General features: G+C 70.9%; 15 protein-coding genes. 4 read left to right on the top strand and 11 right to left on the bottom strand.

The genetic code is table 11. From position 1 onward, the window contains the following. Window positions 1–80 precede the first annotated feature (80 nt). On the bottom strand, window positions 81–359 hold the full coding sequence (locus ACFRAL_RS16690; RefSeq protein WP_336394579.1) for a GlsB/YeaQ/YmgE family stress response membrane protein: 279 nt from the start codon (window positions 357–359) through the stop codon (window positions 81–83). Window positions 360–554: 195 nt separating this feature from the next. On the opposite strand from ACFRAL_RS16690, the gene ACFRAL_RS16685 reads away from it, so the two are divergent. Continuing rightward, window positions 555–1,469: a PmoA family protein gene (locus ACFRAL_RS16685; protein WP_378885078.1), complete on the top strand. Its 915-nt coding sequence runs from the start codon at window positions 555–557 to the stop codon at window positions 1,467–1,469. A gap of 55 nt (window positions 1,470–1,524) precedes the next feature. On the opposite strand, the gene ACFRAL_RS16680 is transcribed toward ACFRAL_RS16685, so the two are convergent. The 9 genes from ACFRAL_RS16680 to ACFRAL_RS16640 all read right to left on the bottom strand — a co-directional run bounded on the left by ACFRAL_RS16680 (window position 1,525) and on the right by ACFRAL_RS16640 (window position 16,790). Then, window positions 1,525–2,754 (bottom strand): ROK family transcriptional regulator, encoded by a 1,230-nt coding sequence (locus ACFRAL_RS16680; RefSeq protein WP_378885084.1) that lies wholly within the window; start codon window positions 2,752–2,754, stop codon window positions 1,525–1,527. A gap of 79 nt (window positions 2,755–2,833) precedes the next feature. After that, window positions 2,834–5,224 (bottom strand): glycoside hydrolase family 2 TIM barrel-domain containing protein, encoded by a 2,391-nt coding sequence (locus ACFRAL_RS16675; RefSeq protein ID WP_378885075.1) that lies wholly within the window; start codon window positions 5,222–5,224, stop codon window positions 2,834–2,836. A 6-nt stretch (window positions 5,225–5,230) separates the two neighbouring features. After that, entirely contained in the window at window positions 5,231–5,887 is a 657-nt protein-coding gene (locus ACFRAL_RS16670; RefSeq protein WP_378885072.1) for a YesL family protein, read from the bottom strand. A gap of 90 nt (window positions 5,888–5,977) precedes the next feature. Next, window positions 5,978–7,534, bottom strand: coding sequence for an ABC transporter substrate-binding protein (locus ACFRAL_RS16665; RefSeq protein ID WP_378885069.1), 1,557 nt, complete (start codon window positions 7,532–7,534; stop codon window positions 5,978–5,980). A 111-nt stretch (window positions 7,535–7,645) separates the two neighbouring features. Continuing rightward, complete coding sequence (locus ACFRAL_RS16660) at window positions 7,646–8,629, bottom strand: carbohydrate ABC transporter permease (protein ID WP_378885066.1); 984 nt, start codon at window positions 8,627–8,629, stop codon at window positions 7,646–7,648. After that, window positions 8,616–9,494: an ABC transporter permease subunit gene (locus ACFRAL_RS16655; protein ID WP_336394573.1), complete on the bottom strand. Its 879-nt coding sequence runs from the start codon at window positions 9,492–9,494 to the stop codon at window positions 8,616–8,618. Before ACFRAL_RS16655 ends, ACFRAL_RS16660 begins: the two co-directional genes overlap by 14 nt. A 299-nt stretch (window positions 9,495–9,793) precedes the next feature. Next, complete coding sequence (locus ACFRAL_RS16650; protein WP_378885062.1) at window positions 9,794–12,391, bottom strand: glycoside hydrolase family 3 C-terminal domain-containing protein; 2,598 nt, start codon at window positions 12,389–12,391, stop codon at window positions 9,794–9,796. Further along, a complete protein-coding gene (yicI, locus tag ACFRAL_RS16645) occupies window positions 12,388–14,745 on the bottom strand; it encodes an alpha-xylosidase (RefSeq protein ID WP_378885059.1) in 2,358 nt (785 codons plus the stop codon). Before yicI ends, ACFRAL_RS16650 begins: the two co-directional genes overlap by 4 nt. Continuing rightward, window positions 14,742–16,790 carry a beta-galactosidase gene (locus ACFRAL_RS16640; protein WP_378885056.1) on the bottom strand — a complete coding sequence of 683 codons (2,049 nt, stop codon included), beginning with the start codon at window positions 16,788–16,790 and terminating at the stop codon, window positions 14,742–14,744. Before ACFRAL_RS16640 ends, yicI begins: the two co-directional genes overlap by 4 nt. Window positions 16,791–16,912: 122 nt before the next feature. On the opposite strand from ACFRAL_RS16640, the gene ACFRAL_RS16635 reads away from it, so the two are divergent. The 3 genes from ACFRAL_RS16635 to ACFRAL_RS16625 are packed head-to-tail and all read left to right on the top strand — an operon-like array spanning window position 16,913 to window position 21,011. Beyond that, on the top strand, window positions 16,913–19,378 hold the full coding sequence (locus ACFRAL_RS16635) for a glycoside hydrolase N-terminal domain-containing protein (protein ID WP_378885082.1): 2,466 nt from the start codon (window positions 16,913–16,915) through the stop codon (window positions 19,376–19,378). Then, on the top strand, window positions 19,372–20,361 hold the full coding sequence (locus ACFRAL_RS16630) for a LacI family DNA-binding transcriptional regulator (protein ID WP_336394569.1): 990 nt from the start codon (window positions 19,372–19,374) through the stop codon (window positions 20,359–20,361). The genes ACFRAL_RS16635 and ACFRAL_RS16630 overlap by 7 nt, the downstream gene beginning before the upstream one ends. 44 nt (window positions 20,362–20,405) lie before the next feature. Then, on the top strand, window positions 20,406–21,011 hold the full coding sequence (locus ACFRAL_RS16625) for a DUF624 domain-containing protein (protein WP_336394568.1): 606 nt from the start codon (window positions 20,406–20,408) through the stop codon (window positions 21,009–21,011). Between the two features lie 319 nt (window positions 21,012–21,330). Here ACFRAL_RS16625 and ACFRAL_RS16620 read toward each other — a convergent pair whose 3' ends face one another. After that, window positions 21,331–23,082 carry an ABC transporter substrate-binding protein gene (locus tag ACFRAL_RS16620; protein WP_378885052.1) on the bottom strand — a complete coding sequence of 584 codons (1,752 nt, stop codon included), beginning with the start codon at window positions 23,080–23,082 and terminating at the stop codon, window positions 21,331–21,333. Window positions 23,083–23,102 lie beyond the last annotated feature (20 nt).

Here is a 23,102-nt window from a genome sequence, read left to right as displayed (position 1 = left end):
CCCCCATGCCGGAGCATGGGGGTTCGCGCGTTCTGCGGGCCTTCGGACGTGCGCCCGCGGGCGGACCGTCGCAGCAGGTGTCAGCGCGTGACGCCGCGGCGGCGCGTGACGGCCACGTAGATGCCGAGGACGATGATCGCGCCGATGATCGAGCCGATGATGCCCGACGGCTGCAGGAAGCCGCCGTTGGGGTCGGCGCCGAAGATCAGGAAGCCGAGGAAGCCGCCGACGAACGAGCCGACGATGCCGAGCACGATCGTCATGAGGATCCCGATGCTCTGCTTGCCGGGGATGACGGCGCGAGCGATGAGACCGGCGATGAGGCCGATGAGGATGAGTCCGAGGATTGTCCAGAGCATTTGATCTCTCTCCTTTTCTCGTGGACGCTGCGGGGGGTTGCGGCGTCTCGTGTGAGATGACGAAGACGCTACAGCGACTGTCGACCCTCCTGTGAGAATGCGGATGCCCCTACCCATCCGCGTCCGCGAACGCTACAATCACTGGCCGCCGAGTCGGGGGAAGCGTTTTCCGTCATCCTGCGCCACAATGGAGGCGTGCCCGATTTCCTCCTCCGCCTGGATGACACCTCCCTGACCGTCACTGCCGCAGGCGTGGACATCGCCCGCTATGCGTTCGACCCGGGCGGACCCGTGGCCGAAGGCCCGAAACCCTTCTTCCACCCCGTGCGCGCGCTGGACGGCGCACCGCTGACCGCGTACCGGCCGTGGGACCACCGCTGGCACAAGGGGCTGCAGTTCACGTGGACGCACGTGTCGGGGCAGAACTTCTGGGGAGGAAACACGTACCGACCGGAGCACGGCGACTACGTCCTTCTCGACAACGTCGGCCGCATCCGCCACGACGGCTTCACGTCGGTACGGGATGCCGGATCCGAGGCGTCTTTCAGCGAGGACCTGACCTGGATCACGCAGGCCGGCGTCGAGTGGCTCAGCGAGGTGCGCACGCATCGCTTCCACAGCCTCGACGAGGATCGGGGCATCTGGGCGCTCGACTTCGCCACGACGCTGCGCAACGTCTCCGACCAGGACCTCGAGTTCGGCAGCCCGACGACGCAGGGCCGGCCGAACGCCGGCTACACCGGCTATGCGATCCGGATGCCGCGCGCCTGGACGGGCGCCCGGGTGCTGGCGGCGGGCCTCGCCGACGACGCCGGGGCCGACGCCGTGATGGGCCGCGTGGCCGAATGGGTCGCCTTCTCGGGTGAGCACGACGAGGTCGACGGCGGCGGCACGGTGCTCGCGTTCGCCGGCACGTCCACGGGCGGCCCCGCCATCCGCTGGTTCGTGCGCAGCGAGCCGTTCCCGATCGTCGCACCGTCGCCCTCGTTCGACGAGCACATCGTGCTCGCGCCGGGCGAGGAGCTGGCCCTGCGCCATCGGCACGTGTTCGGCGCCCGGATCTGGACCCCCGGGCAGACGCGTGCCCTCGCGGAGGAGTTCGCGCTCTGACGATCGCCGGGCGATCTCGCACGGCGCCCCGCGAGCGGCCCACCGCTCGGGTGGCTCAGAGGGCGATGGGGACGCGGCTGGTGAGCAGTCCGGCGTCCGCGAGGAATCGCTCGAGCGCGGTGGTGGCGACGCCCGTCGCGACCGAGTTGCGGCTGATGGTCGAGACCTCCAGCTCGAGCTCGCGGGCCGACCACCCCGGGGACTGCTCGCGCAGGTGCATCCCCGTCGCGGGGAGGAGCTTGTCGGCCAGCGCCCAGACCGTCCAGCCGGTGAGCACGACGGCCTCGGGGTTGACGATCGCGACGAGATCGGCGATCGCCGAGCCGAGGTAGTACGCGGTGCGCTCGATCGTCTCGGTCACGGCGGGATCCGGATCGGCACTGTCGGCCGCGCGCGCGAGGGCGGCGATGAAGTCGCTCTGGTCGAGCCCCACCAGGGCGTGGTCGGGCGCGAGCTCCCGGAGCGTCTGCTGGATGCCGGGCACACCGAGGTAGGCCTCCACGCAGCCGTGACGCCCGCAGCGGCACCGGCGGCCGTCGAGCACCAGCAGCGAATGCCCCCACTCCCCCGCAGAGTTCGTCGCGCCGCGCAGGATGCGCCGCTCGAGCACGATGCCCGCGCCGACGCCGGTGCCGAGGTTGATCGTCACGAGGCTGGAGCTGTAGCGGCCGCGACCGAGCCACAGCTCGGCCGTCGTCATCGCCTTCAGCGGGTTGTCGATCACCAGCGGCAGTCCCACGCGCTCGCGGAGCCGGTCGAACTCCAGCTGATGCCACGACCATTTCGGCACCACGACCGACACCGACGTGGGACCCTGCACGAGGCCGGGCAGCGACACGCCGACGCCCAGCACGTCGGAGCGCGCGATGCCGGCCTCGGCGATGACGCGCTCCAGCGCCGTGCCGATCCCCTCGACCACCGAATCCGGGTCGAGCACGTGCTCGTCGCGCACCACCTGCGCGTGGGCGATCTCGACGAGCGCGGCGTCGAACAGGACAGCGCGGATGTACGTCTCGGCCACGTCGATGCCGATGACGCGGCCGCGCGCGCCGTTCATCGCGAGGGTCGCGGTGGGGCGGCCGATGCGGCCGGCGGTGGTCTTCGTCTCGACGACGAACCCCCCGGCCATCAGCTCGCCCACGACCGTGGCGATCGTGGCGGCGCTGAGCCCTGTCAGCTGGGCGAGCTCGTTGCGCGTCGTCTCACCGGCCGACAGCACCGCGTGGAGGACGTCGAGGCGCGAATCACTCCGGATGTCGCGCGACGTCCGTCGAAGCACCCCCATGCTCACCTCTGCACCCTGGCGGCCGCCGACGCCGGAACGCCCGGATCGGATGGGCTGCGACTCGGATCTGGCCAGTATGTCACGCCCCCTGCACCACCAGGGCGCCGTCGAGGCCCGGGCTGCTGAGCCGGACCGAAGCACCCTCGGAAGCACGCACGAACACCACCAGCCGGCCGTCCAGCGTGCGCCGCGCGGCGCTGTCGTAGGGGGTGTCGTCAGCGAGGTCGCCGTTCTCGATGCCCAGGAGCTCCCCACCTTCGACCGCCACCTCGATGACCCTGTCATCGCAGGCGACGCCGCCGTTGGCGTCGCGGAGCACGCATTCGATCTGGACGATGCCCTCCAGCGCGATTCCGGCGCGCCGGCACGCGTCGGCGACGTCGGCGGGAGACTCCCAGACCGCGGCGGCGATCGCCACGGCCTCGCCGCGCGCGCGCAGCTCGTCCCGTGCGACGACGCGGCCGTCGCGCCACGACTCCAGCACGAGCGGCTCGTCCCGGCAATCGGTCACCGCCGCCCACCAGCCGTGCTCGTCGTCGCGTTCGAGCGGTATCCGCTCGCCGCCGCACGAGAGCGAGAGCTCGTCGCCGTTCGCGAACGCGAGCACCTCGAGCTCGCCTGGGACCGCGGCATCCCACGTCCGGGATACCGGGTGGGTCCAGAACGAGCGCTCCTCGTCGCCGGTGTGAGGGCGGGTGACGAGGTAGGCAACCGGGTCGTCCGCCCACCAGCTGCGCCGCAGGTGCCACGTGTGCTTCTCGTGGCCGGCCAGCGTCAGCAGCCCCGCAACGGAGCCGCGCACGGGCCAGCCGCGGGCCTCGCCGAGGTAGTCGATCCCGGTCCAGAGGAACTGGCCCGCGACGAAGTCGTGACGCGTCACCGGCAGCCACTGCGCATAGCCGTGCCCGTTCTCGCTGCCCAGCAGCGGCTTGTCAGGGAACCGCGCGTGATCGGCCTCGTAGAGGTGCTCCTTGTAGTTGTAGCCGACGACGTCCAGGTCGTCGAGGAGGCCCGTGCGGCTCGACAGCTCGGGGAACGCGGCGGCGAGTGTCACCGGACGCGACGGGTCCGTGCGCCGCACGATGCCGGCCAGCCGCCGCGCGATCGTGGTGAGCCGCCGCACGTCGGGCCGGCTGGCGTCGTACAGGCGCTCGGCGGCGGGCTTGTTCGCGTCGTTGTTGCCGGTCATCTCGGCGAAAAGCGGGCTCGCGTAGGGGTCGTTCGGGTAGTCGACCTCGTTGCCGATGCTCCACGCGATGACCGACGGGTGGTGGCGGTGCGCCTCGATCATCGCGACGAGGTCGCGCTCATGCCACTCGAGGAAGTCCTTCGCGTACCCCTCGTGGCGCGGCGGATAGACGTTGTGGCCCTGCCACCACTTGTTCTTCGGGTTCTCCCACTCGTCGAACGCCTCGTCGACGACGTAGAAGCCCAGCAGGTCGCACAGCGCGTACAGCTCGGGCGCGTGCGGGTTGTGGGCCATGCGCACCGCGTTGCAGCCCATCCGCTTGAGCGACAGCAGCCGGCGCACCCAGACCGCGGCGGGCACGGCGGTGCCGAGGCATCCGGCGTCCTCGTGGAGGCAGACCCCTCGCAGCACCCGCGGCTGCCCGTTGACGGAGAACCCGCGGTCGGCGTCGAAGGCGAAGGTGCGGATGCCGGTGACCAGGTCGTACGACGCACGGCGCTCCGCGCCGTCCGACCGCCACTCCAGCGTCGTCGTCAGCCGGTGCAGCGCAGGGTCGTCGTCGGACCACAGCTCCGGGTCGGGGACGACGGCCTCGAGGGCGATCTCGGCGGCGTCGCCGGCGGGCACCTGCACCTCGGCTCCGAAGCGGTGGACGCGATCCGTCGTCAGCGAGCGCAGCTCGTGGAGCACGCGCACGGCCACGGCCTCGTCGCCGTCGTTGCAGACCGTCTGGCCGATGCGCAGCGTCGCGGTCGCGGCATCCGCCGACACCGTCGTCACCGACGTGCCGTGCTCGCGCAGCCGCACCCGCTCGTGCACCTGCAGCTCGACGCCTCGGGTGATGCCCGAGCCGTTGTACCAGCGGGAGTCCGAGATGTCGGTGTGGTCGACGCGCACGCTCACCACGAGGTCGTCGTCGGGCGCGTAGGAGAGGATCTCGGTCAGGTCGAAGGAGAACGGCGCGTAGCCCGAGGGTCGACCGCCCACGTGGTAGCCGTTGACCCAGACGTCGGCGTTCTTGTACACGCCGTGGAACGCCAGCCGCACATGCTGGTCGGCCTGGGCGGCGAGCTCGCGCAGCGAGACATGGGCGCGGTACCAGCCGACACCGCCGGGCAGGTAGCCGGTGCCGCTGGAGTGCGCTGCCGAGAACGGCTGCTCGACGCTCCAGTCGTGGGGGACGCGCACGGCACGCCACCCCGAGTCGTCGTAGCGCTTGGCACGGGCGCCGGGGTCGTCGGCGAGCGCGAACGACCAGCGTTCGAGCGGGAGGGTGCGCATGGTGGGTCAGTCCTGTTCCGGGGAGAGGGCGGCGGGCATCGGGGCGTAGCGCGCGAAGACGCGCGCGAAGAGCAGGGCCCCCAGGTAGGCGAGGCCGGCGAAGCCGATGAGCAGCCACAGCAGCCCGTAGCCGGTCGCCTGGGGCGAGAAGATCGTGACGACAGCGGCGAGGAAGGTCAGCACGAGGACCGCGAGCGGGGCGAGCGGATGCCGCAGCGACAGCAGCCGCGCATTGCGCAGGACCTCGCCCAGCGTGCCCTCGAAGCTCGCCAGGTAGGGGAAGACGTACAGCGCGGCCATGGCGGCGAGGAAGGCGAGCGCGTACCAGACCGCCAGCAGCGCGAACTGCGCGACGGGCGCGGTGACCAGCTCGGTCGCCACGAGATACCAGGCGGCGAGCGCGGCGGCGAACGCCGCGACGACGAGTCCGGCGAGCGTCGCCTGCCGGAAGTTCTGCCGGAACGACCGAAGGTAGTCCCCCACGATCGTCCGGTCGGTGTCGGAGGCGATGCGCAGCGTGACGAAGTTGAGCGCCGTCAGCGACGCCCCGAGGGTCACGATCGGCAGCGACGTCACGATGAAGAGGACGTTGAGGATCATCAGATCGGCGATCCGCGTGAGGAACCGCATCAGCGCCGAGTCGGGCGCGAAGATGCTGCTCATGTGTTCTGCCTTCCTCGCAGAGCGATCGTGTGGGAGGCCGGGCGGGCCCGCGGGCGCGCGGGCCCCCCCCCGGACGGGGGACGAGGACGATCAGTCGAGGCCGCCCGCGTCGGCCCATTCCTGGACCTGGCGCTCCAGTTCGGCGCGCGCGTCCTCGAACCCGACGTCGGCGAGCTTCTGCCGCATCTCGGCGACCGCGGCGGCCGGGTCCTCGAACTTGCCGTACTGCAGCTGCGGGATGTACTCCGACAGCACTCCGCTGACGGCTGCGAGCGTCGAGTCCAGCGGCGTCTTGTCGACCACGAAGGTCGAGTACGGGTAGTCCTTGGCCACCGCCGAGAGCTCGTCGTAGATCTCCTGCTTGTTCGGCGCGTCGGTCACCTTGTCCGGCTCGAACTCGTCCATGCGTCCGGCCCAGAAGTTGGAGCCGAGCGAATCGGTCGACGGGTCGTAGCCCTCCGGGTACCCGAGCTTGCCGTCCTCGGTCATGACGTAGTCGGTGCCCTCGATGCCGAAGTTGAGCAGGCCGTAGTTCTCCTCGTCGTTGCGGAGCAGATCGTAGACCTCGAGAGCCTTCTCGGGGTGCTTCGAGTTCGCGCTGACCGCCATCGCCCCGTGCGTCTTGATGTCCTTGAAGAAGTTGCCGTTCTCCTGGCCCCACGAGAACATCCGCGGGTCGGAGCCGGGCTGCTTCTCGTTCATGTTGTAGACGATCTGCGTCACGAACGTCTGCGTGTGGTGCTGGTCGGCGCCCGTCAGCCCGGCGTAGAGCGACTCGCGCGTGTCGCCGTCGTAGTTGAGCGCGTCCTCCCGCCACACGCCGATGTCGTTCCACTCCTTCGCGAGCTCCGCGGCCTCGATCAGATCGTCGCCCTCGGTGTACCAGGAGGTCACGCTCGTGGGGTCGGACTCCGACGTCTGGAACGGGAAGTAGTTGCCCGCGGTCACCTGCTGGATGGTCTGCAGGTCGGTGTGGCCCTGGAGGTAGCCGGTCAGCGCCGACTCGTTCGCGCCGACCACGTCCCAGGGGTAGACATCGGGCTTGTTGTCCTTGATCCACTGGAAGTAGGTGGTGAAGTCCTCGAACTGCGTGATCTCGCCGTCCGCGAAGCCGGCCTCGGTGGCCCAGTCGCCCCGGTAGAAGAAGCCGTGGTTCGTGTACTGGGTGTAGTTGTCCTCGGGGATGAAGTAGATGCTGCCGTCGAGCTTGGTCAGCTCCCAGTCGCCGTCGGCGTCGACCTGCTCCCATGTCTTGGGCGCGTGCTCCTTGAGCATCTCCTCGGTGAGCGGCAGGAAGGCGCCCTTCTCGGCGTTCTCCCACGCGAAGAGCCAGTCGGTCGCAGTGGTGATGAGGTCGACGTTGTCGTCGCCCGAGAGCAGCTGCAGGTTGTACTGCGTCTGCCAGTCGGCCCATTCGACGTAGAAGAGGTCGAGCGTGGCGTTCGCCTGCTCGACGAGGTTCTCGTTGAGCTTCTCGAGCATCGCCTCGAGCCGCCCGTTGGTGGGCTTGTTGCCCAGCACGAGCATGGTGATCTCCGCGGGCTTGTCGGGGTCGTCCTGGCTGTCGGCTGTGCAGCCGGCGAGCGCGGCCGTGGCGAGGCCGAGGGCGGCGAGTCCCGCCGCGCCCTTGATCAGGCGGTGTGTCATGTGAGGCTCCTTCGACTCATTTCTTGGAGGGGGTGCGGGATGCCGCGCCGGTGGGCGGCATCCCTCGTCGCGGTCCGCACGGGGGCGAACCGCTGATCGTCAGCGGGGAGTTCAGCCCTTCACGGCGCCGACGGTGATGCCGCTGACGAAGTACCGCTGGACGTAGGGGTAGGCGAGCAGGATCGGGCCCGTCGCGATGACCGCGCTCGCCATCTTGAGGGTGTTGCTGGGCAGTTCGGCGATGCTGACGTTCGCGCCCGCGACGGAGGTGCGCAGAGCGTTGGCCGTGTTGATCACGTTGTAGAGGTAGTACTGCAGCGGTTTGAACTCGACGGTGCTGCCGAGATAGAGCGAGGAGAGATACCACTCGTTCCAGTAGCCGAGGGCGAGGAACAGTCCGACCGTCGCGAGCGCGGGCTTCATCATCGGCAGCGACAGCTGCCAGAAGATCCGGAAGTCGCCCGCCCCGTCGACCTTGCCCGACTCGACGATCTCGTACGGGACGGTGCGCATGAAGTTCTTCATCAGGATGATGAGCCACGGCGTCATCAGCAGCGGCAGCCAGACGGCGAGGTAGCTGCCGCGCAGGCCGAGCGTGCGGCTGATCCAGAGGAACGTGGGTGCGAGTCCTGCCGAGAACAGGGTCGTGAAGTAGATGAAGAACGTGATCTGGTTGCGGAAGCGGAAATCCTGCCGGTAGAGCGCGTACCCCGTCATCGCGATGATGAGGAGGCCGACCGCGGTACCGGTCACCGTCATCGTGACGGTGACGATGTACGAGCCGATCACCTGCTGCGGGGCGGCGAAGATGTACTCGTACGCCGTGAAGGTGAACCCCTTCGGCAGCAGCCCGAACCCGGTCTTCATGATCTCGTCCTCGCTCGAGAGCGACGCCGACAGGATCAGCACGAAGGGCAGCAGGCAGAACAGCGAGAACAGCGAGATGAAGACGTACGAGATGCCGCGAAGCACGTAGTCGCTGCGCGAGAGGCGGACCGGCCGGGCGCGGTTGGATGCCGTCCACCAGCGCCGTTTGCCGGGGGCCGTCGTGAGCGTCTCGGTCACCGAGGGCAGCAGCAGATCAGAAGAGGGCATAGTCCTTGTTCATCTTTCGGACGATCCAGTTCGCCAGCAGGACGATGGCGAAGCCGAACAGGGATTGATACAGGCCGACGGCGGTGGACGTGGTGAAGTTGTTCTGCGACATGACCATCCGGTAGACGGAGGTCTCGATGATGTCGGTGGTCTGGAAGAGGGCGGCGTTGTTGCCCACGAGGTTCCAGAACAGCCCGAAGTTGCCGTGCATGATCCCGCCGAGCGAGAACAGCAGGAGGATGATGAAGGTCGGCTTCAGGCTCGGCAGAATCACGTAGCGGATGCGCTGCCACGCCGACGCGCCGTCGATCGCCGCCGCCTCGAAGAGCCCCTTGTCGATGCCCATGATCGCCGCGAAGTAGACGATCGATCCGTAGCCGGTGCTCTGCCACAGGAAGACGATGATGATGATGAGCGGCCAGGCGCCGGCCATGCTGTAGATCTTGATCGGGTCTCCGCCGGTCTGCTCGATGAGCGTGTTGAGCGCACCGGTGTCGTAGTTGAGCAGGTTGAAGGCGATGACGCCGACCAGGACCACCGAGATGAAGTACGGCAGGAACATCACGCCCTGCGTGATCTTCTTGAAGAACTTCAGGCGCACCTCGTTGAACATGATCGCGATGGCGATCTGGAGCACGTTGCCCACCACGATGAACGCGAGGTTGTACAGGATCGTGTTGCGGGTGAGCACCCACAGCTGGCCGGACTTGATGAGGAACTCGAAGTTCTGGAACCCCACGAACGGGCTGCCGAAGACGCCGTCGGTGTAGTTGAAGTTCGTGAACGCGATCCACACGCCGGGCAGCGGGCCGTAGCTGAACACGAGGAAGAACAGCACCGCCGGCACGCACATGAGCAGGAGCATCCTGCTGTCCTTCACGTGCCGCCAGAACGATCGGCGACGGCGCGGCGGCGTGTCGTCGGGCCACGCCGGGGTGGGCGGCGCGCTCTCTTGCCGTGCTTCCAGTACAGACATCCTCCGCCTCTCTGCGGTGGGCCGGGCATCGACGCCGACACCAGGAACGAGGATAAAACTAACCCTCGAAGAAACTTCGGCCAGCGTATGGTGAGGGGTATTCCGAGCGCAAGCCCCAATTTGTCCGGACATGAAAAAGCCCCGGACCGGCGGTGTTTCCGCGGTCCGGGGCGAGGACTGCCCGCGCTCTAGCCGCCGTCGGCGATCTCGAGTGAGGCATCTGTCCGGAGATCCCACGCCGAGGGTCCGGCGGCGATCGTGTACGAGCCCGGCTGCACCCGAAGGGCACCCTGATGGAGCCAGTCGTCGACGGCGCCGGGCAGGCGCACGGCGTCGTCCCATACGGCCAGACGCCCGGGCGAGAACGAGAGCTCGACCTCCCGCACCTCACCCGGGGAGAGGACGACGCGCCGGTAGGCGACGAGGAGCCGGCGCGGCGCCGCCAGGGCGAGGTCATCGGCCGGGAGCGCGTAGAGCTGCACGAGTTCCTCCGCAGCCCGCTCCCCCGCGTTGCGCACCCGCACGACGGCGCGGACGGCGGCCTCGCCGGGCCGCGGCTCGAAGGACGGATGCCGGTGGGTCGGCGGCGGCGCCGCGGTCGCGGCATCCGACAGCTCGACGCGCTCGTAGACCACCTCGGTGTAGGTGAGGCCGTGACCGAAGGCGAACGTCGGCTCCTCGGCCTGATGCCGGTACGTGGCCCCCTGCCGGAGCGTGTCGTAGTCGAACAGGTCACCGGCCTGCGCCTCGGTCGCGGGCCAGGTCTGCGACAGCCGGCCCGACGGCTCGCGGTCGCCCGAGAGCACGTCGATCACCCCGTGCCCGAGCTCCTGCCCACCGTGGCTCGACCACACGACGGTCTCGGCATCGACGCCGGCCAGCACGTACGGGTAGCTCGAGACGATCGTGAGCACCGCGCGGGGGTTCGCCTCGCGGGCGACGCGCCACAGCTCTGCCCACGCCTCCGGCAGTCGCAGGTGGGGGCGGTCCTCGGTCTCGCGCCCGTTGAGGTGCGGGTCGTTGCCGACGGCGACGATGACGGCGTCCGCCGCCGCAGCCGCCTCGGCCACCTCCTCCGCGCCGGACCGGATGACGCGCACGCCGAACCGCTCCGCCTGCTCGAGCGTGACCGCCTCGGCGGCGAGCAGGCCCGAGTCGCGGAACACCCGCACCCAGCGACCCGATCCGAGGTGCAGCAGCGACCACGTCCCGTCGGCGTGGACGTGCCGGCGGAAGCTCTCCTGCACGACCCACTCGCCCACCCGTGCCGCGTCGGCCCGCGTCGGCCACTTCCCGCCGGTGAGGAGCAGACCGCTCGCGTGGGAGCGGAGGGTCAGGATGCCGTCGCCCCAGTCGGTCACGTCGAACAGCGCGTCCGCGCCGGCGGCGGCGCCTGCCGCCTCGACGACCGATCCCTCTGCGTTCGTCACGACGTAGCGGCCGGTCGAGACCGCGCGGAGCGCGACCGTGTCGGCTCCCGTGACGACCTCGGCCTCGCTGAAGCGCTCGGTCGCCGCCGCGCCGATCCCGACCGCGTACGGCGGCGTGCCGGCGTACCAATCGGTGAGCACGAGGTCGGCGAGGTTGCCGACCACCGCGACCCGTGAGGCCCGGGAGAGCGGCAGGACGCCGGCGTCGTTCCGCAGCACGACGACCGAGCGCACCACCGCCTCCCGGGCCAGCTCGCGCGCACCCGGCGCGTCGATGGCGTCGGCGCCGATGCCCCCATAGGGGTCGGCGTCGCCGTCGAACTCGCCGGTGCGGATCCTCAGCTCCAGCAGGCGCAGCGCCGCCTGGTCGATGTCGTCCGTCGAGAGCAGGCCCTGGGCGATGGCGTCGCGCAGGTAACCGATCGTCGGCGCCGCGTCCGCGTCGTTGTCGGTGAACGAGTCCAGCCCGGAGCGCACGAGGGCGGCCGCGGCATGGACGTGGTCGGGCTGCGCGCGCTGCGTGGTGACGAGGAAGGTCGGGGCCCCGGCATCCGACACCACCGCGATCGACTCGTCCGCCCAGGACCGCGCCTCGGCGACCAGCTCGGGCTGCGTGTGCGCGGGGACGCCGTTCACCCGGTTGTAGGCGAGCATCATGCCGCCCGCAGCGCCCGCCTCGATCGCGCCGCGGAAGGCGGGCAGCTCCTCCTCGTGGAGGGTGCGCAGCGACATCTCGGACGACGTCGTCGAGCGGTCCGTCTCGTTGCTGTAGCCGAGGAAGTGCTTGAGCGCCGGGACGGTGCGCCACACGCGCGGATGGTTCCCGCGCAGGCCCCGGGAGTACGCCGTGCCGAAGACCGCGGTCACGTGCGGGTCCTCGGAGTAGCCCTCCTCGTTGCGCCCCCACCCCGGGTGGCGCAGCGTGTTGACGACGGGCGCCCACACGTTGAGGCTCACCAGCGGGTTCTCGGCGCGCTTCGCGCGCACCTCGACCGCCGCCACCTCCCCCACCCGCTCGACCAGGTCGGTGTCCCATGTCGCGGCGAGTCCGACCGACTGGGGGAACACCGTCGCCCGGCCGAGCCACGCGGCGCCGTGGAGCGCTTCGCAGCCCGTGCGCCACTCGGCCACGCCGAGCCGCTCGATCGCGGGGGCCGCCTGATGCAGCATCGCGAGGCGCTCGTCCGGCGTCAGCCGATCCAGGAGGTCGCGCGCCCGCGCCGCCAGGGGCTGGTCGACCTGCCGGAACAGCGGCTGTCCGCCGGCCGCGTCCGCCGCAGGCCGCGGGGCCGCGGCCGCCGGATCGAGTGGGCGCTCTGCGCCCGTATCGAGATCATCCGTCATCGTCTCGGTCATCGCTGGTCCTCCTCGATCTCGATCCGGAGCTCGCCGGATGCCTCGGTCCGGGCGATCCGGTCGCCCGTCTGCAGCGCCCACGGCGCGCGCGCGTCGTCCGACGACGCGATGATCGCCGCGCCCTCGCGACGGACCCGGAAGGTCGTCGCCGGTGCTCCATCGTGCCCGGGCACGGTCGTGACGGCGTCGTAGCCGTCGGGGAGCCGGAAGCAGCGCAGCGTCACGCCGTCCGCCCAGTCGTAGTCGGGGCGGTCCTCGACGGCGCCGATCGGCAGCACCGTCCCCGGCCGCACCCGCAGCGGCACCGAGTCGTAGCCGTGCGACTCGGTCACCCACCGGCGTCCGTCGGCGACCGAGCCGTCGAGCAGCGACGTCCACTCCCCGTCGGGCAGGTAGTACTCCACCGATCCGTCGGCGGTGAGCACCGGCGCCACCAGCAGCGCGTCGCCCAGCATGTACTGGCAGTCGGCGTCGAAGCCGGTGCGGTCGCCGGGGAACTCCAGCACCATCGGGCGCATCATCGGCGTGCCGTCGGTGTGCGCCTCCTCCGCGACGCGGGCGAGATAGGGCATGAGGCTCATCTTCAGGCGGGTGAACTCCCGCGCGACGTCGACGGCCTCGTCGTCGAAGGCCCACGGCACCCGGACCGACGACGAGCCGTGCAGGCGCGAGTGCGACGACAGCAGGCCGAACGCGAGCCACCGCTTGAACAGCCCGGGGTCGGGCGTCCCCTCGAAGCCGCCGATGTCGTGGCTCCAGTATCCGAAGCCCGACATCGCCAGCGACAGCCCGCCGCGCAGCGACTCGGCCATCGAGAGGAAGGTGGAGTCGTTGTCGCCGCCCCAGTGCACCGGGAACTGCTGCGAGCCCGCGGTCGCCGAGCGGGCGAACACGACCGCGTCGCCGACGCCGCGGTGCTGCTCGAGGGCGCGGAACACCACCTCGTTGTAGAGCTTCGCGTAGTAGTTGTGCATGCGGTGCGGGTCCGACCCGTCGTGCCACGCGACGCCCTCGACGGGGATCCGCTCGCCGAAGTCGGTCTTGAACGCGTCGACGCCCTGGTCGAGCAGGCCCTGGAGCTTGCCGACGTACCACTGGGCGGCATCGGGGTTCGTGAAGTCGACGAGCGCCATGCCCGCCTGCCACATGTCCCACTGCCAGACGCTGCCGTCGGTGCGCTTGAGGAGGTAGCCCTGGTCGGCCGCCTCGCGGAACAGCGCCGAGCGCTGCGCGATGTACGGGTTGATCCACACCGAGACGTGGACGCCCCGCTCGTGCATGCGGGCGATCTGGCCGACCGGATCGTGGAAGGCGCGGGAGTCCCACTCGAAGTCGGTCCACTGGTACTCGCGCATCCAGAAGCAGTCGTAGTGGAACACCGACAGCGGGATGTCGCGCTCGGCCATGCCGTCGACGAAGGCGCTGACGGTGTCCTCGTCGTAGCTGGCGGTGAACGACGTCGTCAGCCACAGCCCGAACGACCACGCGGGCACGCGGGCGGGACGCCCGGTGAGGGCGGTGTAGCGGCGCAGCACGTCCTTCGGCTCGGGGCCGGCGATCACGTAGTACTCCAGCGACTCGCCCTCGACCGAGAACTGCACGCGCGAGTTGACCTCGCTGGCGACCTCGAAGGAGACATTGGCGGGGTTGTCGACGAACACGCCGTAACCGCGGCTCGTGAGGTAGAGCGGCACGTTCTTGTACGACTGCTCGCTGGAGGTGCCGCCGTCGGCGTTCCAGGTGTCGACGACCTGGCCGTTCTTGACGAAGGCGCCGAACCGCTCGCCGAGCCCGTAGACGCGCTCGCCGGGCTCGATGGTCAGCTGCTGGTGCACCCACGTGGGCTGGGTTCCCCCGGCGGCCGTGCCCGCCGTCCCCGCGGTGCCGGCCGTGCCCGGGGTGCAGTACGTGCCCGTCGTGTCGGTGAAGTGGCCGATCGAGCGCGGCAGCGAGCTGGTGAGCACGCGGCCGTCGCTCTCGAAGTCGACCCGCCACTGCCCCGCCGACTTCACCACGCGCACCCGCAGCGGGCCGGAGTCGAGGATGCCGCCCTCGCCGTCGATCGAGACCTCGGGGCGGAAGCCGTCTTGCCCTGTCACCTCGAAGTCCGGACCCCGGTGCACCGCGCCGGCGTGCCGCTCGAGCCGCACCTTGACCACGCCCGGGGCCGGGGCCGAGAACGTGACCGTGAGCATCGGCCGGTTCAGCGTGTCGCCGCGGTCGCGGATGACGGCCGTCGGCGCGTAGACGGTCATGGTCCCCGCCGCCTCGTCGTGGCGGATGTCGTCGACCTCGACCGCGTAGAGCGGGGCGAGCCCGGGCCTGGTGAGCCAATAGCCATCGGTGAACTTCACTCTGCGTGCCTTTCGATGAGCACCATGGCGGCGCCGGGGGCCAGTGCGACCCGCCCCTCGACGTCCGCGTCGGTCAGGAGATCCCGGCGCCGGCCGGGCACGGTGACGTGCTGCGCCTGGTCGCCGTGGTTGAGGAGGAAGAGAGCCGCCCCGCGGCGGACGGCTTCGACGCCGTCCGGCAGCACACGCTCGGGAAGCACGCCGGTCACGTCGGCGGCGTCGAGCGCGTCGTCGAGCACGGCGGAGAGCGTGTCGTCCGCGACGACGGCGCCGAGATACCATGCGATGCCGGCGCCGACGCGATGCCGCGTGACGGCGGGCGCCCCCGTGAGGTGGCCGGAGGCGAAGCGCGCCAGGACGTCGGCACCCTCGGCGCGGAGCCGCTCGCCCAGCACGCCGGCCTCCGGCGTCGCGGGTGCGGAGTCCCAGTGGGGCTCCGCGGTGAGCGGGGTGGGGTCGTCCGGCAGGCCGACCCACTCCTCGCCGCTCACGCCGACGAGGTCGCGCAGGAGCACGGGCGACCGCCCGGTGAGCACCCCCGCGTTCGCATCGGCGACGCCGGAGAAGGGGCCGACGACGAGGCTCGCGCCCGCCTCGACCGCCCGGCGCAGGGCGGTGGCGGCGTCCGTCTCGACGATGTAGGAGTGCGGCACCAGCACGACGCGGTAGGCCGACAGGTCCGCACCCGGGCGCACCAGGTCGACCGCGATCCCGCGGCGCCACAGCGCCCGGTGCCAGCGCTGCACCTGCTCGAGCGTGCGCAGGCGCTCGGTGGGACGTGCCGGCTCCTCCGCCGCCCACCACGAAGGCCAGTCGAACAGGACGGCGACGGATGCCTCCACCCGCCCGCCCACGACGGGCCGGAGCGTGCGCAGGTCGGCGCCGAGCGCGATCGCGCCCCGGAAGACGTCGGTATCGGCGCCGGCGTGCGGCACGAGGGCGGAGTGGAAGCGCTCGGCGCCGGTGCGCGCCTGCCGCCACTGGAAGAAGCAGATCGCGTCGGCCCCGCGCGCGACGGCCTGCAGCGAGTCCAGGCGGGCGCGCTGCGCCGTCTTGGGCAGGTTGTGCGCACGCCAGGACGTCGCGCTCACCGACTGCTCCATCATCACCCAGGGGCTTCCGGCGCCGAGGGAGCGCATGAGGTCCTGCACGAGGGCGATGTCGGAGGAGGCTGTGGCCGAACCGTGGTCGGGGTACTGGTCGTCGGCGACGACGTCGACCTCGTCCGCCCACTCCCACAGGTCGGTGAGCGGCTCGAAGCCCATGAAGTTCGTGGTGATGGGCTGCTCGGCACCGGTGGCCCGGATGGCGTCGCGCTGCTCGGCGTACACGCGCTGCAGCGCCCACGACGTGTAGCGCCGGAAGTCGAGCGACTGCGCGGGGTTGACGAGGTACGGCATGCGCCGCGGCGGCAGGATCTCGTCGAAGTCGCGATAGCGCTGCGCCCACACCAGCGTGCCCCACGCGTCGTTGAGCGCGTCGATGGTGCCGTACCGCTCGCGCAGCCAGAGCCGGAACTCGCGGGCCGCCTCATCTCCGAAGTCGATCTGGCCGAACTCGTTCCCGACGTGCCACATGCGCACCGCCGGGTGCGCGACGTAGCGCTCGGCCAGCGCGGTCGCGATGGACCGGGCGTGCTCGCGGTAGACGCGCGAGGCAGGGGTGAACTGGTTGCGGGAGCCCGCGACGAGCCGCACCCCGTCGGGGTTCACCGGCAGCGTTTCGGGGTGGAGCACGCCCAGCCATGGCGGCGGCGACGCCGTCGGGGTCGCCAGGTCCACCGCGATGCCGTGCGCGTGGAGGATGTCGAGCACCTCGTCGAGCCAGGCGAAGTCCCGTTCCCCCGGGGACGGCTCCAGGCGGGCCCAGCTGAAGACGCCCACCGTGACGAGATTCACCCCGGCGCGCACCATCAGCTCGGCGTCCTCGCGCCACACCTCGCGCGGCCACTGCTCCGGGTTGTAGTCGCCGCCGAAGCAGATGCCGAGATCGCCGGTGAGCTGCGACAAGGCGTCGGCGCGGCGCGGGAGCGGGGTGCGGGCCATGGCGGGAAGAACCTCTTCGCTGAGTTTCGGTCGGAGCGGCGGTCTGATGTCTGAGCGCCACGACTCTGCCACCGGCTTTCGAAGCGCTTCAACACCGAGACCATATACTAGGGACTGTGACGATGTCCACGCGCCGCGATGATGCGACCGACCAGCCCGCCGCCGAAGCGCTCCACGTGCTGCGCGCCTCTGCCCCCGCCTCCCGCTGGCTCGAGGCCTACCCCGTCGGCAACGGCGTGCGCGGCGCCATGTGCGCGGGCCTCGCGGGCGGCGATCGCCTCTGGCTGAACGACATCACGGCCTGGTCCGGCCACGCCGACCGCGACCCGCTCGAGGGTACGACCGCCCGCGGCGCCGACGCGCTGGGCGACGTCCGCGCGGCGATCGACCACGGTGACCTCGACGCCGCCGAAGGCCTGCTGCAGCGGATGCAGACCCCGTGGGTGCAGGCGTACCTTCCGCTCGGCTGGATCGACATCCAGGTGCTGGAGGCGGATGCCGCACCCCCGGCGGGCGCGTTCACGCGCCGGCTCGACCTCGCGACCGGCATCGCGACGCACGAGTACCGGATCGGCGACGCCGCCGTGCGCCACCGCACGTGGGCCGATCTCGTGACCGGCGCCCTCATGCACGAGATCACCGCCGACGCCCCCGTGCGCGCACGACTCACGGTGGGATCGCTGCTGCGGAGCCGTTCCGCCGCAGCGGACCGCGACGGCGACCTCGCCACCGACTGGTGGTTCCCGGTCGACGTCGCACCCGGCCACGAGGATCCCGCCGAGCCGATCCGGTACGACGATGCGGCAGGGCGCCACGGCGCCGTCGTCGTGCGCGCCCTGGGTCCGTCCGCGGTCGCCGAGGGCGCGCTGGTCACCGAGCCGGGGACCACGCTGCTGTTCGCGGTGGCCACGGGGACGGCCCCGTCGCTGCCCGGCGATCCGGACGTCGCCGGCGACGCGCTCGAGAGGGCCGCCGCGCTGCTGCACGGCATCCCGACCCTGTCCGATGTCGCCGCCGCAGCGGACCGCGCGCAGACGCACGCCGCCGCCCACCGCGCGCTCTACGAGCGCTGCCTGCTCGAGCTCCCCGACCCCGCGGACGGCGAGGCGATCGACACGGTGGAGCGCGTCCACCGCGCCCAGGAGCGCGACGATCCGGCCCTCGCGGCGCTGACCTTCCACTACGGGCGCTACCTGCTGATCGCGTCGTCGCAGCCCGGCGGCCTCCCCGTGACGCTGCAGGGGCTCTGGAACGCCGAGCTGCCCGGCCCGTGGTCGAGCGCCTACACCCTCAACATCAACACGCAGATGGCGTACTGGCCGGCCGAGACGACCGGGCTCGCGCAGTGCCACGAGCCGCTGCTGCGCTTCGTCCGTCGGCTCTCCGAGACGACGGGCCCGGTCGTCGCCCGCGAGCTCTACGGCGCCGACGGCTGGGTGGCGCACCACAATTCGGATGCCTGGGCGCACGCCGCGCCGGTCGGCGCCGGGCACGGCGACCCGGCGTGGGCGAACTGGTCGCTCGGGGGCGTGTGGCTCGCGCTGCACCTGTGGGAGCACTACGCCTTCGGCGGCGACCGCGCGTACCTGCGCGACGAGGCGTGGCCCGTGCTGGCCTCCGCCGCGGCCTTCGCGCTGTCGTGGATCCAGGGCGACGACGAGCGCGCGTGGACGAGCCCCTCGACCTCGCCCGAGAACCACTACCTCGACGACGGCGGCCGCGAGCGCGGCGTCGCGACGACCGCGACGATGGACGTCGCACTGCTGCGGGAGCTGGCCGTGGTGTGCCGAGCCGCCGCGAGCGTCCTCGGCCTCTCCGAGCCCTGGGTGGAGGAGCTCACGGCCCGCACCGGCGCGCTGCCGGATCCGCAGGTGTCGGCGCGCGGCGAGCTGCTCGAATGGGACCGCGACCGCGTCGAGGCCGAGCCGCTGCACCGTCACCTCTCCCACCTCGTCGGGCTGTTCCCGTACGCGCAGATCACGCCGGAGGCGACGCCTGAGCTCGCGCGCGCGGCGGCCGAGTCGATCCGCCTGCGCGGCCCCGAGTCGACCGGCTGGGCGCTCGCCTGGCGGGCCGGCATGCAGGCCAGGCTCGGCGACGGCGAGGCCGTCCACGCGCAGCTGCGCCTGGCGCTGCGACCGGCCGACGAGGACTCGCACGAGCACCGCGGCGGCGTGTACCCGAACCTCCTCAGCGCCCACCCGCCGTATCAGATCGACGGCAACCTGGGGGTGACCGCGGCCATCGCCGAGGCGCTGGTGCAGTCCTTCCACGAGCCGGTCGCCGCGGGCGATCCCGGCCCCGGGGTGGCGCAGGACGCGCCGGCGCCCGCACGTGTGCGGGTGAAGCTGCTCCCCGCGCTCCCGCCGGCGTGGCCGGACGGGGCGGTGCGCGGCATCCGCTCGCGTGGCGATGTGGCGGTCGACCTGGAGTGGGCGGGCGGACGCCTCGTGCGCGCCCGGTTCGAGGCGGGGTCGCGAACGACGACAATGAGTGTGAGCGGACCCGACGGTCCGATCGACACGTTCGAACTCGCCCCCGGAACCTCGAGGGTGATCGACGCGAGAGAGCTGGGTACCTCATGGTGACGATCGCGGACGTCGCACAGGCGGCGGGCGTGTCGATCTCGACCGTCTCCTACGTGATGAGCGGCAAGCGCGCCATCTCGCAGGAGACGCGCGTGCGCGTCGAGAAGGCGATCGACAGCCTCGGATTCAGCCCGCACGCGGGTGCCCGGTCGCTCGCGTCGCGGTCGACCAACGTCATCGGCCTGCAGGCCCCGCTGCGCACCGGCGTCGACGTCCACGTGGTGATGCAGATCGTGACCGGCGTCGTGACGCAGGCGCGCAAGCACGGGTACGACATCCTGCTGCTGGCCAGCGACGACGCGAAGGCGCTGCAGCGGGCGGCGAAGGGGTCGATGGTCGACGCCCTGCTGGTGATGGATGTCGAGTCCGACGACCCGCGCATCGAGACGCTGTCGGGGCTGGGGCATCCGAGCGTCCTCATCGGCCTTCCCGAGGGCCGCCGCGCGATCCCCTGCGTCGACTTCGACTTCGAGGCCGCCGGATGGCTCGCCGTCGACCGGCTCGTCGATCTGGGACACCGGCGCATCGCGCTGATCGGCTCGCCGCCCGAGGTCATGTCGCGGCACACGTCCTATGCCGACCGACTCGTGCGCGGCTTCCTGGCCGCGTGCGAGGCGAACGGCGTGACCGGGACCGTCCATGCCTGCCCGAGCACGGCCGAGGCGGCGGCCACGGTCGACGCGGTGATGGACGAGAACCCCGATATCACCGGCTTCTTCGTGCACAACGAGGGCGCGCTCCCCCACGTCGCCGCCACGATCGCGCAGCACGGCCGCAGGCGCAGCGACGAGCTCTCGGTCGTGGCCCTCTGCCCCGAGGACGTCGCCCGTTCCGTGGCGGGACTCGCCGACAGCATCGCCGTGCCGGCCGAGGACATCGGGGCCGCCGCGACCGACATGATCTGCGAGATCCTCGCGAACGGCGCGAAGCCGGCCGTGCGCCTGCTGCCGCCGGCGCTGACCGGAAGCACGCCGGCCCTGTGAGGGCGAGACGAGCCGCCCGCCCGCGCGGCGGCAGGTGACCACGGATGCGAATCGACCCCGACAGCCGCGCCCTGAACGGCTTCTCGACCTTCCTCACGTTCGTCGCGCTGAACCTGCTCTACATCGTGCTGTGCCTGCCGGTCGTGACGATCGGGGCCGCCACGAGCGCCCTGTTCGAGGTCACGATCCGGTACTCCGACGACGAGAGCGGCCGGCCGCTCAAGGACTACCTCCCGGCATTCCGGGCGAACTTCGGGCGGGCGAGCGTCCTCATGCTGTGCCTGCTCGCGCCGGCCGCACTGCTGGGATTCTCGAGCGTGTTCTGGTTCGCCCATCCCGCGCTGTTCGCCGGTGTGGCGGGCGTGCTCGCGATCATCGGCGCTGTGTACCTGTTCGCGGCGTTCCTGTACGCCATGGCCCAGGTCGCGTACTTCCGCAACACCGTGCGCCAGACCCTCCGCAACGCGCTGCTCCTCCCCGCCGCCGAGCCGGTGCGCACCCTGGGCCTGCTCATCATCCCGGTGACCGCCGTCGCCCTCACGATCCTCTTCCCGCCGGTGGGCTTCCTCGTGCTCACGATCGGCTTCTCCGTCGGCGCGTACGCCACGGCGTTCCTCTTCCGCAGCGTCTTCGCCCGCCACGAGGCCTGATCGCCGCGGCGTCCGCGTCGACGGATGCCTCGGCCCCACGGCATCCGTCCCCCCTCCCCTCCCCTCCCCGGCGCGGCGACGCACGCCTCGTCGTCCCCGCGGTCGGACGCCGGGTCCCGAGTATGTGGGCAAACACCGCAGATGCGACGACACACCAGCGCGCGGCGTCGTGTCTCGTCGCGAACGCGGTGTATCGGCCGCCTCAGGGCGACGGAACGCGGGGTGACGACGGGACGCGGTCGACGCCCCGGCGCGGGGTGGGACGGCAGAAGGGCCCGGAATGCCGCAGCATCCCGAGCCCCTCGCCTGCCGGCCTGTGTCAGCCGGCGAACTCCTCCGTCACGGCGACGCGGGCGTCGTCCTGCGCCTTGGCGTTCTCCATGTCGAACTCGAGCACCTTCTCGTAGCCGAGACCGTTCGCGGTCTCGATCAGCTCGTCGCGCAGCGACTCGAACTTCGCCTCGCTGTCGGCGAAGACCATCTGCCACGAGAACTGCTTGACGATCTCCTTGACCTGGTTGCGCAGCGTCTCGATCTCGGAGCTGTCCGCCGGCGGCGCGTAGCTGGCGCCGGGGGCCACGAGCACCTGGTCGTTGGTCTGCAGGTACTCCATCGTCGAGGTCGCGCCGCCCATCTTGGCCGACCAGTCCTCGGTCAGCGGGTTCGCGATCGCCGCCTGATAGGTGGGCCAGAAGGTGTAGCTGTACGGGAAGCCCGTCTCGGTGTCGACCTCGATCGGCAGCACGGCGCTGATGTTGAGGGCCGAGACGCCGTCGGCGTAGTCGCCGCCGCCCCACTCCTCGGGGACGGTCCCGCCGCCCTCGAGGAAGACCTGCTTGCCGAAGTCGGTGAGCTCCGGCTCGCCGGCGTCGTTGACGTCCCACGTGAGACCCTGCGGCCCCGCCGAGGCGCCCGTCTGCGCGTTGTTGGCGTAGGCGCCCTCGGCCGAGTACAGCCAGTCGATGAACGCGGCGATCCGCTCCGGGTCCTCGGCCTTGGAGCCGATCGCGAAGATCGGCTTGCCGCCGTACGCCTCGGCGCCGTAGGAGAAGATCTCCTGGTCCTCCATGGGCACCATCTGGAAGCCCTTGCCCGCGGCCATGTTCTCCTCGGTGTTGAACGCCGACTGGCCGAGCCACGGCCACCACGAGAAGAGCACCTGGCCGTTCTGGAACTTCGAGAACAGGGTGTCGTAGTTCTGCGTCGTCGACTCCGGGTCGACGAGTCCGAGCTGGTTGGCGTCGAAGTAGAGCTTCAGGCTGCGCATGTACTCGCCGTCCGGATCCAGGATGCCCTGGTAGTCCGAGCCGTCGGCCTTGGCCAGCACGAAGCCGATCTCGTCGTAGCCGTAGAAGCAGGCGGGCTGCTTCGCGGTGACCATCATGTTGCCGTCCCAGTCCTTGAACAGCGAGAAGCCGTAGACGGGCTGGCCGTTGTCGGTGGTCGGGTGCGCGGCCTGCATGTCGGCGAGCACCGGCAACAGGTCCTCGAGCGTGCCGATGTCGGGGTAGCCGAGCTCCTTGTAGTAGTCCCACCGCACGAAGGGGCCGAACGTCGGGTTGAGACCCTCCGACGGCTCGGTCGGCTTCAGCGACGACACCGACGACGGGAAGGCGAAGACGCCGTCCTTGCCGTCGTTGAGGTGCTCGACGGCCTTGTCGAACTTCGACACGCTCTCCATCGCCGGGTAGTAGTCGGCGGCGTCGAGCACAAGGCCGCCCTGCACGAGCTCGTCGAGCTGCTCGCCCTTGTTGACGATGATGAGGTCGCCCAGCTCGCCCGCGGCGACGCGGGTGTTGTAGAGCGTGTCACCGCCGCCGGCCACGTTGGGGGCGATGATGTTCAGCTTCATGTTGAACTTGTCTTCGACGATCTTGGCGAACCAGCCCTGCTGCACGCCCATGTAGTTGGCGAGGCCGTCGAAGACGTCGATCGTGATCTGCTCGTCCCACTTCTCGGGGAACTCGTCGATCGCGCCCTGTTCGTCACCTCCCCCCGCGCTGCACGATGCCAGCGATCCCGCGGCGAGCAGCGCCACGAGTGCGAGGGACACCTTCTTCCTCAGCTTCATTGCTTTCCTTTCTCGGTGGT

Source organism: Microbacterium sp. NPDC056736, assembly GCF_042790415.1.
In the GTDB taxonomy this organism is placed as follows: Bacteria; Actinomycetota; Actinomycetes; order Actinomycetales; family Microbacteriaceae; genus Microbacterium.
The sequence above is the reverse complement of the archived record's forward strand: the minus strand, read 5'-3'. Positions and strand labels throughout refer to the sequence as shown.

Bases quoted from the DNA above. Each gene is read 5' to 3' on its own strand.
- ACFRAL_RS16625 (WP_336394568.1), top strand. From the start codon at position 20,406: ATGCGAATCGACCCCGACAGCCGCGCCCTGAACGGCTTCTCGACCTTC.
- ACFRAL_RS16635 (WP_378885082.1), top strand. From the start codon at position 16,913: ATGTCCACGCGCCGCGATGATGCGACCGACCAGCCCGCCGCCGAAGCG.
- ACFRAL_RS16650 (WP_378885062.1), bottom strand. From the start codon at position 12,391: ATGACCGAGACGATGACGGATGATCTCGATACGGGCGCAGAGCGCCCA.
- ACFRAL_RS16620 (WP_378885052.1), bottom strand. From the start codon at position 23,082: ATGAAGCTGAGGAAGAAGGTGTCCCTCGCACTCGTGGCGCTGCTCGCC.
- ACFRAL_RS16630 (WP_336394569.1), top strand. From the start codon at position 19,372: ATGGTGACGATCGCGGACGTCGCACAGGCGGCGGGCGTGTCGATCTCG.
- ACFRAL_RS16690 (WP_336394579.1), bottom strand. From the start codon at position 359: ATGCTCTGGACAATCCTCGGACTCATCCTCATCGGCCTCATCGCCGGT.
- ACFRAL_RS16655 (WP_336394573.1), bottom strand. From the start codon at position 9,494: ATGCTCCTGCTCATGTGCGTGCCGGCGGTGCTGTTCTTCCTCGTGTTC.
- ACFRAL_RS16665 (WP_378885069.1), bottom strand. From the start codon at position 7,534: ATGACACACCGCCTGATCAAGGGCGCGGCGGGACTCGCCGCCCTCGGC.
- ACFRAL_RS16640 (WP_378885056.1), bottom strand. From the start codon at position 16,790: ATGGCCCGCACCCCGCTCCCGCGCCGCGCCGACGCCTTGTCGCAGCTC.
- ACFRAL_RS16660 (WP_378885066.1), bottom strand. From the start codon at position 8,629: ATGCCCTCTTCTGATCTGCTGCTGCCCTCGGTGACCGAGACGCTCACG.
- ACFRAL_RS16670 (WP_378885072.1), bottom strand. From the start codon at position 5,887: ATGAGCAGCATCTTCGCGCCCGACTCGGCGCTGATGCGGTTCCTCACG.
- ACFRAL_RS16680 (WP_378885084.1), bottom strand. From the start codon at position 2,754: ATGGGGGTGCTTCGACGGACGTCGCGCGACATCCGGAGTGATTCGCGC.
- ACFRAL_RS16675 (WP_378885075.1), bottom strand. From the start codon at position 5,224: ATGCGCACCCTCCCGCTCGAACGCTGGTCGTTCGCGCTCGCCGACGAC.